The organism is Streptomyces sp. NPDC093085, from assembly GCF_040683935.1.
GTDB lineage: Bacteria > Actinomycetota > Actinomycetes > Streptomycetales > Streptomycetaceae > Streptomyces.
The window spans coordinates 1,504,008-1,517,753 of record NZ_JBFBFB010000001.1; the positions used below are offsets into that span (position 1 = coordinate 1,504,008).

The window sequence follows — 13,746 nt, forward strand, 5'->3', positions numbered from 1 at the left end:
CGTCAGCCGCCGTGGCCGGAGTGGTGGCCGGGGGCGAGGTGGTCGAGGGTGCCGGTGACGGTCAGCATCCGTTCCAGGGCCGCGGTGCGGTGGTCCAGGCGGAGGCGGACGCCGGCGGCGGCCGTGCGGCGGTGGAGCATGAGGAGGACGCTCAGCCCCATGGAGTCGAGTCCTCCCAGCCCGGCGCAGTCCAGGCGGAGCAGCCGCGCGTCCGGCGCGTCGGTCAGGCGCGCGGTGGCGTCGGCGAGGAAGCGGTCGGCGGTGTCGTGGTCCAGGTACCCGTGGAGCTCCAGACGCAGGACGGTTCCCCCGTCGCTCGTCGCCGCGGTCAGGGAGAAGCCGTCGGTGCGGTGCGCGGGCGTGGTAGTCATGCGGGGGTCCTGGGGTCGGGAGCCGCCGCCGGTTCGGCCGCCGGGGAGAGGTGGCCGAGGGCTCGGCGGAGAATGCGGGAGGCCCGGTCGAAGTCCTTGAGTTCCTCGCCGAGGATCCGCAGGGCGGGGACGAGGGAGTGGGCGGGGACGCCGCGGGTGGTGAGAATGCCGGCGGTCCAGGTGAGGAACCGGCTGAACACGGCGTCGTCGTCGGTGTAGAGCGCGACGGCGAGGAAGTCGACGATGTGCGCGATGTCCTCGGCGGTCCGGGCCCGCTGTGCGGCGGAGTACGCCCGCATCGCGGGGAAGCGGTCGGCGAGGGTGTCCATGACGGTACGGACCAGAGCGGTGCTGGTCCGGGTGACCATGGTGTACTCCTGGTCGGCCAGGTGCGGGAGGTCGTCGATCGGCTGGTGCGCCGGGCCGGGCCGGGCGGGCGGCGCCTGTGCCAGGTCGTCGGCGGCCGTCGCGGCGTCCGGTGCCCAGGCGTCCGCGCCCAGCAGCCGGGCGTACTCGCCGTGCGCGCCGAAGGCGGCCCCGCCGACCAGTACGGGGGTGCCGGTGGCCTGCACGGCGGTGATCGCCGCGTGCGCCAGGGGGAGGCGGGTGGCGAGGGAGCCGGAGAGGGCGACGATGTCGGGGCCGGTCTGGTGGATGTGGTTGATCAGGTGCGGGGTGGGGACCTGTGCGCCGAGGTAGTCGACCGTCCACCCCCGCAGCTTGAGGACTTCGGCGACCAGGCGGGCGGGCAGGCAGTGCCACTCCTCGTCCACGCACGCCACCAGCACCCTCCCCCGTGCCGGGGCCCCGGTGCGGTCGTCGTCGGCGGCGGCCCGGTGGAGCGAGAGGGCGGCCAGGGCGCGGTCGTTGATGGCGGTGGCGGCATGCTCCTGGGCGACGGTGATGCGGTTCGCGGCCCACTCCGCGCCGATCCTGTGCTGGACGGGGGCGATCAGCTCCAGCAGGACCGCTTCGGCCGGCACACCGTCGCCGAGGGCGGCGAAGAGGGTGGCGGCGGCGCCGTGTTCGTCGCCGGCGAGGACGGCGTCCCAGAGCCGGTCGACCAGGACGGGGCCGACCGCGGTGACGGCGGTGCTCATGTGGTGAACCTGCCCCGGGTGTGTTCGTTCACCGCGCCCAGGTGCTGGGTGCGGGGCGCGGCGACGGCCATGACGGCCATGTCGTCGTGCGGCCGGCCGTTCAGCCACTGCGCGGTGAGCATCTGCACGTGCTCGACGACCGCCTCGGCAGGCATCCCCGCGCAGTCGGCCAGTGCTTCCCTCAGCCGGTCCTCGCCGAACAGTTCGTCACCGAGAGGGCCGCCCTTGGCCTCGGTGATCCCGTCGGTGAACAGTACGCAGAACTCGCCCGGCGCGAGCCGTACCTCCGCCGTCGTGGAGTGCGCCTCGGGCAGCACCCCGATCAGCGTGCCACGGGAGTCCACCTGCTCCACGGTGCCGTCCTGCCGCACGACCAGCGGGGGCGCATGCCCCGCGCTCGTCACGCGCAGCAGCACCGACCGCGCCTCGCGGACGGCCGACGCCATCACCATCGTCGCGAACCGCGTGTGATGGGAGTTGAGCAGGGCCCCGTTGAGGAGCCCGAGGACCCGCTGGTGGTCGTCGGCCATCGGGAGCAGCGCCTGGAGGGTGTTGCGGATCTTGCCCGTCAGGACGGCCGCCTCCAGACCCTTGCCGCACACGTCGCCCAGCACCGCGAGGGACGGCTCTCCGTCGGTGGCGGCGGGGTGGACGTCGTAGAAGTCGCCGCCGATCCGCTCGTGGCCCTTCGAGGGCCGGTAGCCGCCGGCGAAGTCGACGCCGTCGACGTGGCGCAGGACCGGCGGGAGCAGGTCCCGCATCAGCGTGCGGGCGAGCGAGGACTGCTCCGCGTAGAGGCGGGCCGCCGAGAGGGCGGCGCCGGCGCGGGCCGCGAAGAGGCGGGCGAAGACCTCTTCGTCCTCGGTGAAGGCCGCCTCGCCGGTGCCGCGCAGCAGGACCAGCGCACCGGCCGGGACGCCGTGGCCGGGAAGGGGGGTGATGACGATCGAGCCGGCCGGGCCGAACCCGTCGGGGATGAGCCAGGCGGGGGCGCCGGCGGGATCTATCCACCGCGACGGCACCGGCGGGAACCCCTGGAGGGCTTCCGCGAGGCCGGGCACGCCGGCCGGGTCGGCCTGGTGCCGGGACCTCCGCGGGGTTCCGTCGCGGAGGCAGGAGACCGCGGGGAGCAGGCGGCCGGTGCGCGGCGCGACGACGACCGCGGCGTCCGCGAGGTGCTCGGCGGCGAGCTGCGCGGTGGCGTCCATGCACCGCTCCACGTTCAGTGACGACAGCAGCGTGTTCGACGCCTCGGCGAGGAACGCGGTCCGCCGACGCTCGGTCCGCAGGGCCTCACGGGCGAGCCGGTGGTCGGTGTCGTCGACGAACCACCACACGACGGACCCGTCGTCCCGGACAGTGGGGTACGCCTCGAAGCTCCGCTCGTCCACCATCCCGGAGACGAGGCCGGCCCGCGCCGAGCCGGCCCGGACCCGTTCGGCGTGGGCACGCGCCAGCCAGGCCGGGGCGCGCTCGGCCAGGGTGGTACCCGGGCCGCTGCCGGGAAGGAGCGCGGCGGCCAACGGGTTGGCGTGGATCACCACCCCGGCCGGGTCGGCGATCAGGACGGGGTACGGCACCGAGGCCCAGACCAGGGGCGGCACGGGCGAACCGTTGCGGGCGGGAGTCTGCTGAGCGGGAGTCTGCTGAGCGGAAGTCATATGGCCGGGAGGCCCGCTGTGCGAACCCCTCACCTCATCCAGTCGAGAAAATGTTGCCGTCCGGCAACCATCCTCCATCGGCCCGGTCCGAGGCAACCCGGCCCCGGATGTGAAGGTCGTGCGGAGAAGGCCGGTGTGCGTGCGCGGGCCGTGATGTGAATCACCTCCTCGTGCGTGAGTCGGAGGGTGCGGGGCCGTACGTACCCCCTCACGACGATCGGGCGCCGGGTGCGAGGATGAGCGGGCTATGACTGTCCGAGGGTGGTGCCGCACGGTGCGGGCCGGCGTGTTCGCCGCCGCCTGTGTGCTGCTCGCGGCCCTCGCGCACGCGACCATGTCGGGCGTCCCCGTCCCCTGGTGGACCATGGGGGCCGGAGCGGCCGTGACCGGTGTGGCGGGCTGGCTGCTCGCCGGGCGCGAGCGCGGCCGGACCGCGATCGTCACGGTCGTGACCGCCGCGCAGGCCGTGCTCCACGAAACCTTCGAGCAGGCGCAGAAGTTCGGGTCCCTGCCGGTTTCCCACCCCTCGGACGTCCCGACGGGCATGGCATCCATGGACACGCACTCCATGGGGGCCACGGGCATGGCTCCGATGGCCGGCATGGACGGCGGGGCGGGCGCCCACGCCCTCCACGGCATGGCCGGTCCCGATCTCGCGCACGGTATGAGCGGTGCCGCCTCGGCCGGCATGTTCGCCGCGCACCTGCTCGCCGCGGTCCTCTGCGGGCTCTGGCTGGCCCATGGCGAGCGGGCTGTCTTCCGTGTCCTGCGGGCGGCTGCGGCCTGGCTGGTGGCACCCCTGCGGCTGCTGCTGGTCCCGCCCGTGGCCGCGGACCGTCCTGCCCCGCACCCGCGCCGGACCGCCGCCGACGCCCCGGTCTCTCTGCTCCTCTGTTCCTCCCTCACCTTCCGCGGGCCGCCCGCGGGTGCCGCTGTCGTCTGAGACAGCCGGATCCACCCCGGAGCCTTCCCCCCTCCCGCCCCGTGACGCGACAGCGCGCGGGTCCGTGGCGGGCCCTCGCGTGCCGCCGCCGTGCCATGGCGGGCACGTGGTCCTCAGGAGCTCCGGGCATCGCCGTACCTCTCGCGTACGGACGCACCCCATGTGCCGGTGAACCGCGCCCCCGTGCGGGCCGGACACCGGAAGACCCGAGAAGGACATCACGTGATGATCTCTGTCCTGCCCGCGCCCGGCGCGGACCTCGAAACCGCTGACGCGTCGGCGACGGCCTGGGCGCTGGCCGCCCGGGGCGGGGACCCCGAAGCGGCCGACCGCTTCGTCCGCGCTCTCCACGGTGACGTGCTGCGCTACGTCACCTATCTGAGCGGTGATCCCCAGACCGCGCACGACCTGACCCAGGACACCTTCGCGCGGGCCCTCGGCAGCCTGCACCGCTTCGAGGGCCGGGCCTCGGCCCGCACGTGGCTGCTGTCGATCGCGCGGCGTGCGGTCGCCGACAGCCTGCGCCGGGCCGCGGTCCGCCCCCGTATCGCGGACTGCGTCGACTGGCGTACGGCGCAGGAGCGTGCCCAGCCGCGCGGCCTGCCGGGCTTCGAGGACGGTGTGGCGCTGCTGGACCTGCTGGAGGCCCTGCCCGAGGAACGCCGGGAGGCGTTCGTGCTGACCCAGGTGGTCGGGCTGTCGTACGAGGAGGCGGCCGGGTTCGTCGGCTGTCCCGTCGGCACGGTCCGCTCGCGGGTCTCCCGCGCCCGTACCGCGCTGGAGCGACTGGTACGCGAGTCCGAGGCGCCGGGCGTCCAGCCGGCCTGACTTCGGGGGACCTCCCGGCGGCGCGGCTCCCGCGAGGGGCCGTGCGGCCGGGAACCGGTCCTTCCGCCGCCCGGGCCACCGCGTGACGGCGGGTGTGCTGCGCCCGCCCGCGCTGCCGCCCGTGTCCCGTTCCGGGGTGCCCGCGAAACGGCGGGCAACTGCCGGGAACTCGAACCCACTTCGCCCCGACTACTGCAACAGAGCACATCAGCCCCTGAGCACCGCCCTCACCCAAGGAGCCCGCATGTCGATCAACCGGCCGGTCGCCACCGCCCTGGCCGCGCCCCTCTGCTTCCTCACGGCGGCGTGCGGCTCCTCCTCCGACGGGAAGGCGAGCGGCGGCACGACCGAGGCGGCCGTGTCGAAGGGCGGCTACCCGGTCACCCTCGACAACTGCGGCCGGAAGCAGACCTTCGAGCAGGCCCCCAGCCGGGTCGTCGTCATGAACGGGGCCTCCGTCGCCGAGGTCTCCACGCTCCTCGCCCTCGGCCTGGGCGACAGGATCGTCGCCAACCAGCAGGGCTACGGCATGTCCGAGGTCCCCGGCCGGGCCGCCGCCATCAAGAAGCTGCCCACCGGCGACATCGAACTCAACGAGGCGTACGACATCCCCCGTGAGGCGATGCTCGGCCTGCGCCCCGACCTCGTCCTGTCCGTCACCACGTACGGGTTCGACCAGAAGAACGGCTTCGCCACCCGCGACCAGTTGCGGCAGGCGGGAGCCAACAGCTACGTCTCCCCGCAGGGCTGCGACGACGACCCCTCCAGGATGACCGTCGCCGACAGCTACCGGCTGCTGCGCGACATGGGCAAGGTCTTCGACGTCAGCGACAAGGCGGAGAAGCTGATCGCCGCCTCCGAGAAGCACATCGCGGCGGTCTCCGCCACGCTCGAAAAGGCCGCGAAGGGCACCGGGGAGAAGAAGCCCGAGGTCATGGTGTTGTTCTCCAACATGTCCATGGGCGGCAACGACTTCAGCTCCGTCCTCGCCCATGGCATCGCCAACGACATCCTGGCCCGGGCGGGCGGCGCCAACGCCTTCTCCGGCACCACCCGGGCCACCTTCGCCGACCTCAGCAAGGAGAAGGTGGCCGCCACCGACGTCGACGCTCTCGTCGTCATCAGCTACAACGACCCGGATCCGGCGGCCTACGCCGAGAAACTGCTCAAGGAGTTCCCCCAGTGGCCGGCCGCCAGGAACAACACGTACGTGACGCTGTCCGACTCGATGTACCTGGGCCCCAGCAACGACCTGGCGGTGGAGAAGGTCGCGAAGATGCTGCACCCCGACGCCTTCTGACCCGGCTGAAGGTCCTCAGGACCCCGCTGACGTTCACGTTCCTGTCCGTCGCGCTGGCCGCCGCCATGATCGTGGCGATCAGTATCGGGGCCGTCAACGTCCCGCTGGGCGAGGTGTGGGGGATCGTGCTGCACCATGTCACCGGTGCGGGCGCGGCGCCCGCCGACCCGGCGCTCGACCAGATCGTCTGGAACTTCCGCACCCCGCGGGTGGTCCTGGCGGCCCTGGTCGGCGCGGGCCTCGCGGTGACCGGCGCGGTCCTGCAGACCGTGGTGTCCAATCCGCTCGCCGACCCCGTGGTGCTCGGCTTCTCCTACGGCGCCACGCTCGGCGCGGTCCTCGTCATCACCCTCGGCGGGGGCGCCGCGCTCGCCGGGCTCGGCGTGTCGGGCGCGGCCTTCCTCGGCGCGGTCGTCGCGGGCACGCTGGTCTTCGCGCTCGGACAGCGGCGGGGACGGCTCGCACCGGTCCGGCTGGTGCTGGCCGGTGTCGCCGTCGGCTACGTCTTCCTGTCGGCTACCAGTTTCGTCCAGCTCCAGGCCACCCCGACCGAACTGCGGACGGTGATGTTCTGGATGCTGGGCAGCGTGGCCGGAGCGACCTGGGAGCAGATCCCCACGGTCACCGTCGTGGTGCTCGCCGCGACCACCCTGCTGTCGCTGTTCGGCCGCCGCCTCAACGTTCTGCTGGCCGGCGACGAGTCGGCCACCGCGCTCGGCGTCGACGTCAACCGGCTGCGCGCCGTCCTGCTCGTCCTCAGTGCCCTGCTCACCGGTACGGTCATCGCGGTCGCGGGCAGTATCGGCTTCGTCGGCCTGATGATCCCGCACCTCGTGCGGCTGACCACCGGCGCCGACCACCGCCGCCTGCTGCCCCTGACCACCCTGCTGGGGGCCTTCTACCTCGTCCTCGTCGACCTGCTCTCCCGCACCCTCGACCGCCCCAACGAACTGCCGCTGGGCATCCTCACCGCCCTGCTCGGCGCCCCCTTCTTCCTGTGGCTGCTGCGCCGCGACAAGGGTTTGGACTGACCGTATGAAACTCACCGTCGACCGGCTCCACGTCACCCTGGACCACACCCCGATCCTGCGCGACGTGAGCCTTGAGGCCCGCGAGGGCGACATCGTCGGCCTCGTCGGGCCCAACGGCAGCGGCAAATCGACCCTCCTGCGCACCGTCTACCGCTCGCTGCGCCCGGCGGGCGGGGTGGTCAGCGTGGGGGAGGACGACGTGTGGGAGCTCTCGCCCCGCGCCGCCGCCCGCCGTACCGCGGCCGTCCTCCAGGACGCCGGCTCCCACACCACCGGCCTGACCGTCGCCGAGATCGTGGCCCTCGGCCGCGCTCCCCACCACGGGCTGCTCGGCCGGGACGGAACGGAGGACCGCACCGCCGTCGCGGACGCCGTGGACCGCTGCGGGGTACGGCCCTTCGCGGACCGCGACTACGCCTCCCTGTCCGGAGGTGAACGCCAACGCGTGCTGCTGGCAAGGGCGTTGGCCCAGAATCCGCGGCTCCTGGTCCTGGACGAACTCACCAACCACCTCGACATCCGGGCCCGGTTCGAATTGCTGGACCTCATCCGCGCCACCGGTGTCACCACCCTCGCCGTCCTGCACGACCTCGACCTCGCCGCCCGGCTCTGCGACCACCTCGTCGTCCTGCACGAGGGATCCGTGGTCGCCGCGGGCCCGGTCCTGGACGTGCTCACCCCGCAGATCCTCGCCGGTGTCTTCGGTGTCAGCGCCGGCACCCGGCGGCACGCCGACGGTGTCATCCGCATCACCTACGGCGCCCGTCCGCTCGCCGGCGTTACGCCCGGGGCGAGGTCCAGTACGAGGAAGAACAGCAGCGAGATCCCGAGCGGGGGCACGGAGTAGCCGACCACCGCGAGGATCGGGGTGAGCGCTGCCAGGATCCGCCCGGGTGCCCCCCTGTGTACCACTGTGCGCACCGGATCCGGTGCCGGAGGCGGTGTGGTCCGGGCCCGCACCGTGACGGGCGGGCCCGGTCGAGACGGACGGGGTTTCCCAGGGCGGCGCCCACCCGCCTCTCCAGCGGCAGGCGCGCCGAGCCGACGGGCACCCTGGATCCGGCCACCCGGTCTTCCGCCGGCATCCGGTCGCTCCTCGCGCAACGGCAGTCCCGCCGCCGGGAGGCGTCCGCGCGGCGTCAGTCGCCGGTGGGCCGGATCACGACGGCCAGGGCGTCGCGGGGACCGCTGTGGCGGAAGTGCAGGACGAACGGGACGGTGTCGCCGAGCTGCCAGTCCGTCCTGGTCTTCGCCTTCACCATCACGTTGAGCCCGTACGGTGACATGTCCAGGGTTCCTCCCCGGGGGACGGTGGCCGACTCCACCATGGCCATGGAGGCCGCCCCCTCGCCGTTCTCCCGGTCCCTGCTGAGCATCGCCTCGGCCATCTCCGGAGAGGACACGGAGGTCAGCTCGTCGTCGGCGTCGCCGCTGTTGGCGATCCGGAAGTAGACCGAGGTGTACTGGGCGCCGCCGTACGGCAGGAAGATACGGGAGTCGCTGATCCCGATCCGCGGCCCGCTGCCCGCAGCCCCGGAGTTGGTCCAGGTGGTCAGCGCGCCCAGGGCCACCGCACTGGCGACGACCGGGGCCGCCGCGGCGAGGAAGGTGTCGCGCAGACGCTCGCGCGTCGGCCGCCATCCCGTCGCTGCGGAACGCTCGTCAGGCCCCGCTGCGGGACGTGGTCCGGTTTTCGTCATCGCTCCATCACTCCTCGGATGCCCGGCCTCCTGGTGCGCGCGGCGCGCGGCGCCGAGGGCCGCCAGGCCCGCAGCCGCAGACTGTTGCCGACCACCAGCAGGGAACTCATCGACATCGCGGCGGCTGCCACCATCGGGTTGAGCCAGCCGACGGCGGCCAGCGGCACCGTGACGGCGTTGTAGCCGAAGGCCCACAGCAGGTTGCCCCGGATCGTGCCCAGGGTGCGCCGGGCGAGCAGGACCGCGTCGGCGACGGCCTCGATGTCCCCGCGTACCAGCGTCACATCGGCGGCGCCGATGGCCACGTCCGTACCACTGCCCATCGCGATTCCCAGATCCGCACCGGCCAGCGCCGCCGCGTCGTTCACCCCGTCGCCGATGACCGCGACCCTGCGGTCCTCGTCCTTCAGCCGGCGCACCAGCCGCGCCTTCTCCTCCGGGGTGCAGCGGGCGTGCGCTTCGGTGATGCCGAGTTCGGCGGCGACGGCCCGCGCGGTGGCCTCGCGGTCGCCGGTCGCCAGCACCGGCTCCACTCCCAGGCGGCGCAGCCGCCGCACGGCCCGGTAGCTGCCCGGCCGCAGGACGTCGCCCACCGCGACGAGGGCCGCGTCGGCCCCGTCCACCCGCACCAGGACCGGCGTCTGGAGGGCGGCCTCGGCCTCGGCGAGCGCCCGTGCCAGCGGTTCGGCCGGATCGTCCCGGGGCGTGCACACCTCGACCCGGTGGCCCTCGACCCGGCCGGCGACACCGAAGCCCGCGGTGGAGCGGAACCCGGTCACCTCGGGCAGTGGCCGCTCGGGGCGCGCCCGCTGTGCGTACGTGGTGATCGCGCGCCCCAGCGGGTGCTCGGAGCCCCGCTCCACCGCACCGGCCAGCCGCAGCGCGGCCTCCTGGCCGATCCCGTCCGGCACCGGCGTGACCTTGGTGACGGTCATATGACCGGTGGTCAGGGTTCCCGTCTTGTCCAGGACGATCGTGTCGACATGGCGGAGGGCCTCCAGCGACTGCGGACCCCTGACCAGGACGCCGAGCTGGGCGCCCCGGCCGGTGGCCGCGAGCAGGGCGGTGGGGGTGGCGAGGCCCAGGGCACAGGGGCAGGCGACGACCAGGATCGCGACGCACGCGGTGACGCCCGCCTGCGGCTCGGCCCCGGCGCCGAGCCAGAAACCCAGCACGGTGGCGGCGAGGGAGAGCACGACCGGCACGAAGTAGCCCGCCACCGTGTCGGCCAGCCGCTGTGCCCTGGCCTTCCCGGCCTGGGCCTCGGTGACGAGGCGGGTGATCCGCGCGAGCTGGGTCTCCGCGCCGATCGCGGTGGCCCGTACCCGCAGCAGACCGCCCACGTTCACGGCCGCCCCGATCACCGCCGTGCCGGGACCGGCCTCGACGGGTTCGCTCTCGCCGGTGACCAGGGACAGGTCCAGCGCCGAACTGCCGCTCATCACCACCCCGTCGGTCGCGACCCGCTCTCCCGGGCGGACGATGAACTCCTGCCCCACCCGCAACTGCGCGATGGGGATGAGCCGTTCCTGCCCGTTCTCCCGGACGGTCACCTCCTTGGCCGCCAGCCCGGCGAGCGAGCGCAGCGCCTCCCCCGTGCCGCGCTTGGCACGGGCCTCCAGGAAGCGGCCCGTCAGGACGAAGAGCGGTACGGCGACCGCCGCCTCCAGATAGACGTGCGCGACCTCTCCGCCGGCGGAGGGAAGCAGGGTGAACGGCATCCGCATGCCGGACTCCCCGGCGCCGCCGAGGAAGAGCGCGTACGTGGACCAGGAGAAGGAGGCGACGACACCGAGGGAGACCAGCGTGTCCATGGTCGCCGCCGAGTGCCGCAGCCCGAGCAGCGCCCGCCGGTGGAACGGCCAGGCCCCCCAGACCACCACCGGCGCGGTGAGCATGAAGCAGAGCCACTGCCAGTTGCGGAACTGGAAGGCGGGAACCATCGACAGCACCAGCACCGGCACCGAGAGAAGCGCGGTGATCACCAGCCGGTCGCGCTCCTCCCGTCCCGCGCGGCTGTCAGCCGCCTCCGGCCCCGCCGGCCGCGTCTCCTCCGCCGGCTCCGGGGGCGGCGGCAGCTCGGCCGTGTATCCGGCGCGTTCGACCGCGGCGACGAGCTCCTCCGCGGCGACACCGGAGGGATGGGTCACCCTGGCCCGCCCGGTGGCGAGATTGACCGTGGCGGTGACGCCTTCCAGCTTGGCCAGCCGCTTCTCCACCCGGCTGACACACGCCGCGCAGGTCATACCGCCCACGATCAGATCCGTGGTGGCCAGAGTCCCGGCCGGGTCCCCCGTCACCGCCCACCGCCCGAGTGCATGTCGTCCATCCCGCCGCCGTCCTGCCGCTCCGTAGGCGTGCCGTCGTCGTAGACCGCACCGGGGCGCATCCCGGGGGCGACCGGCCCGACGGCCGATCCGACCCCGTACGCGACCCCGAACACGGCGACGAGGAGCACCAGGAACCCGGTGAGCGCGGGCGGCGGAACCCACCGCCAGAGCACGGCGGAGACACGGGAACGGGGGTGCTGCTGATCTGCCATCGCCACTCCAGGGACGGAGGCCCGCGGTGCGCACACGGGAAGGAGGCCCGCGGTCACACACGGGGAGAGTGTGGGGTAAACACGAAGATCCGGCGGGTATGCGCGGTGCGCCCCGCGGCCACCATGCTGACACGGTGAAACCCCCGCGGACCCGCCTCCGCCCTCCTCCCGCACGTGACGATTCTCCCCGCACCGCACGGGAACCGGAGCGCCCCGGCAGGCGACCGCCTGTGCGGGACGGAAGCGTCCCGGGCGGCCGCGCGGGCGGGAAGGTCCCGGCCGCCGTGGCCGTCGCGCGGTCCCGGCGGCCGCGGGTATCCGCGAGGCCCGTCACGGCTGTTGGGCCACCACGGCCTCGGCGAGCACAGCACCAGGAGGCTTTCGGCCCGCCGGCGGTACGGCGCTCGGTGCGACTCCTCCGGTGCGCTGAAGAATTGACGGAACGTCGCGGGAACTCCCCGGCCGCTTCGCCCGACTCCTACTGCGACACCGGCCCAGCGGCCGGCCACGACGGCGGCGGCCGGGAGGAGTCGGCATGGCACCCCAGACGGAGGACGCCGACCGGAGCCGGCCGGAAGACCGACGAGGCCGACCAAATGCGTGCCCCACCGGGCCGACCTCCGCGTCCCGTACTCCGTCGCCGACGACCTCGGCCTGCCGGGGGAGCGCTGTGTCGCCGACGCGGACGCGGTCCGCAACACCGGGGCCGCCTGCGGCGGGCGTCTCCCCACCGGCGACCGACTCCCGCCGCACCACCACCGTCTGAACCGAACGGAAGGACCGACAGACATGCGGATCACGGACCAGCCGGGCGCCGCGCTCGGCGTCACCGTCGAGGACTTCGACCACACGACGGCCTCCGAGGCGGACATCGAGGTCCTCAAGGCGGCCGTCTACACGAAGAAGATCGCCGTTCTGAAGGGCCAGGACCTCGTCCCCGAGCAGTTCCTCGCCCTCGGCAAGCGGCTGGGGCGCCCCGAGACGTACTACGAGCCGATGTACCAGCACCCGGATGTGCCGGAGATATTCGTCTCCTCCAACGTCCCGGAGAACGGCAGACAGGTAGGTGTGCCGAAGACCGGCAAGTTCTGGCACGCCGACTACCAGTTCATGCCGGACCCCTTCGGCATCACCCTCATCCACCCGCAGGTCGTCCCGGAGAGAGACCGGGGCACGTACTTCATCGACATGGGCGCGGCGTACGAGCGGCTGTCCCGGGAGCTGAGGGAGGAGATCGCCGGGACGCGCTGCCGGCACTCGGTGCGCAAGTACTTCAAGATCCGCCCGCACGACGTCTACCGCCCGATCTCCGAGATCATCGAGGAGGTCGAGACGAAGACCCCGCCCGTCGTCCGGCCCACCACCTTCACCCACCCCATGACCGGCGAGACCGTCCTCTACGTCAGCGAGGGCTTCACCGTCGGCATCGAGAACCAGGCCGGCGAACCGCTCGACGGGGAACTGCTCAAGCGGCTCTTCGAGGCCACCGGCCAGCTCGACGACGCCTTCGAGCACGAAGGCATCCACCTGCAGAGCTTCGAGAAGGGCGATCTGCTGGTCTGGGACAACCGCAGCCTCATCCACCGCGCCCGCCACACCACCACCCCGGAACCCACCGTCTCCCACCGCGTCACCGTCCATGACGAGCGCGGGCTGTACGACGGGATGCGCGCCGCATGACCGCGTCCGCCACCGGGACCGCCTCCGCCACCGGGACCGCGCCTGCCGTCGGGGGTGACGCCGCCGCGCCCCGGCGGTCGTATCCCACTGACGAGGACCTGCTGGCCCGGGTCCTGACGCCGTACAAGCCGCACTGCAGGTACCTGCGGTCGGCCGAGGTCACGGCCACCGCCCAACTGTCCTCCGCACGCTGCGCGTTCGTGATACCGGAGTCCTGCTACATCGACGACACCGGCCATCTGAACGCGGTCGAGGCCAACATCGCCTACAACCAGATGATGTACTACCTGGTCGCCAAGTCCGTTCAGGAACGGCTGCTGACCGGGTTCGAGGAGTGGACCCTCGACGACTTCTGGCGTCACCAGCTCCCGGACATCCTCATCGCCCGTATCGCCTCGAACTTCCGGCGGCCCGTCGACCCCCGTGATTTCACGGGGGAGATGGAGTTCCGCTCGGTGACCCGGCGCGCCCCCGGAGGCGGCCGTCCGTTCCTCCACGCCCAGACCGTCTTCCGCTACCGGGACGCCCACGGCGGCCGGTGTGACGGCGAGGCGACCCTCGCGTTCGTCAACGTTCCCTGACCCACCGGA

At 73.2% G+C, this 13,746-nt stretch carries 13 protein-coding genes; 7 read left to right on the forward strand and 6 right to left on the reverse strand.

Annotated features, from left to right (window positions below):
* Window positions 1-2: 2 nt before the first annotated feature.
* From AB0O07_RS06260 to AB0O07_RS06270, 3 genes are read right to left on the reverse strand one after another with little or no spacing between them, the layout of a single operon-like run.
* The gene (locus AB0O07_RS06260; protein WP_365627573.1) at window positions 3-371 is read right to left on the reverse strand and encodes an STAS domain-containing protein; all 369 of its coding nucleotides are present in this window, start codon (window positions 369-371) and stop codon (window positions 3-5) included.
* Complete coding sequence (locus tag AB0O07_RS06265; protein WP_365627576.1) at window positions 368-1,471, reverse strand: cobalamin-dependent protein; 1,104 nt, start codon at window positions 1,469-1,471, stop codon at window positions 368-370. The genes AB0O07_RS06260 and AB0O07_RS06265 overlap by 4 nt, the downstream gene beginning before the upstream one ends.
* Window positions 1,468-3,210 carry a PP2C family protein-serine/threonine phosphatase gene (locus AB0O07_RS06270; RefSeq protein ID WP_365627579.1) on the reverse strand — a complete coding sequence of 581 codons (1,743 nt, stop codon included), beginning with the start codon at window positions 3,208-3,210 and terminating at the stop codon, window positions 1,468-1,470. Before AB0O07_RS06270 ends, AB0O07_RS06265 begins: the two co-directional genes overlap by 4 nt.
* Window positions 3,211-3,379: 169 nt before the next feature.
* Here AB0O07_RS06270 and AB0O07_RS06275 point away from each other — a divergent pair, with 169 nt between their 5' ends.
* From AB0O07_RS06275 to AB0O07_RS06295, 5 genes are all read left to right on the forward strand, one after another.
* Window positions 3,380-4,075, forward strand: coding sequence for a hypothetical protein (locus tag AB0O07_RS06275; RefSeq protein ID WP_365627582.1), 696 nt, complete (start codon window positions 3,380-3,382; stop codon window positions 4,073-4,075).
* Window positions 4,076-4,300: 225 nt separating this feature from the next.
* A complete protein-coding gene (locus AB0O07_RS06280) occupies window positions 4,301-4,903 on the forward strand; it encodes a sigma-70 family RNA polymerase sigma factor (RefSeq protein ID WP_365628065.1) in 603 nt (200 codons plus the stop codon).
* Between the two features lie 244 nt (window positions 4,904-5,147).
* Window positions 5,148-6,203, forward strand: a complete 1,056-nt coding sequence (locus AB0O07_RS06285) for an ABC transporter substrate-binding protein (RefSeq protein ID WP_365627585.1) — start codon at window positions 5,148-5,150, stop codon at window positions 6,201-6,203.
* A 65-nt stretch (window positions 6,204-6,268) separates the two neighbouring features.
* Window positions 6,269-7,234, forward strand: a complete 966-nt coding sequence (locus AB0O07_RS06290; RefSeq protein WP_365627587.1) for an iron ABC transporter permease — start codon at window positions 6,269-6,271, stop codon at window positions 7,232-7,234.
* 4 nt (window positions 7,235-7,238) lie between these two features.
* Complete coding sequence (locus AB0O07_RS06295) at window positions 7,239-8,081, forward strand: ABC transporter ATP-binding protein (protein WP_365627590.1); 843 nt, start codon at window positions 7,239-7,241, stop codon at window positions 8,079-8,081.
* Between the two features lie 292 nt (window positions 8,082-8,373).
* On the opposite strand, the gene AB0O07_RS06300 is transcribed toward AB0O07_RS06295, so the two are convergent.
* From AB0O07_RS06300 to AB0O07_RS06310, 3 genes are read right to left on the reverse strand one after another with little or no spacing between them, the layout of a single operon-like run.
* Window positions 8,374-8,934: a copper chaperone PCu(A)C gene (locus AB0O07_RS06300; RefSeq protein ID WP_365627593.1), complete on the reverse strand. Its 561-nt coding sequence runs from the start codon at window positions 8,932-8,934 to the stop codon at window positions 8,374-8,376.
* Window positions 8,931-11,234 (reverse strand): heavy metal translocating P-type ATPase, encoded by a 2,304-nt coding sequence (locus AB0O07_RS06305; protein WP_365627596.1) that lies wholly within the window; start codon window positions 11,232-11,234, stop codon window positions 8,931-8,933. The genes AB0O07_RS06300 and AB0O07_RS06305 overlap by 4 nt, the downstream gene beginning before the upstream one ends.
* The gene (locus AB0O07_RS06310) at window positions 11,231-11,476 is read right to left on the reverse strand and encodes a hypothetical protein (protein WP_365627599.1); all 246 of its coding nucleotides are present in this window, start codon (window positions 11,474-11,476) and stop codon (window positions 11,231-11,233) included. The genes AB0O07_RS06305 and AB0O07_RS06310 overlap by 4 nt, the downstream gene beginning before the upstream one ends.
* Before the next feature lie 789 nt (window positions 11,477-12,265).
* On the opposite strand from AB0O07_RS06310, the gene AB0O07_RS06315 reads away from it, so the two are divergent.
* A complete protein-coding gene (locus AB0O07_RS06315) occupies window positions 12,266-13,156 on the forward strand; it encodes a TauD/TfdA family dioxygenase (RefSeq protein WP_365628068.1) in 891 nt (296 codons plus the stop codon).
* On the forward strand, window positions 13,153-13,737 hold the full coding sequence (locus AB0O07_RS06320) for an FcoT family thioesterase (RefSeq protein ID WP_365627602.1): 585 nt from the start codon (window positions 13,153-13,155) through the stop codon (window positions 13,735-13,737). The genes AB0O07_RS06315 and AB0O07_RS06320 overlap by 4 nt, the downstream gene beginning before the upstream one ends.
* The last annotated feature ends 9 nt before the right edge of the window (window positions 13,738-13,746 follow it).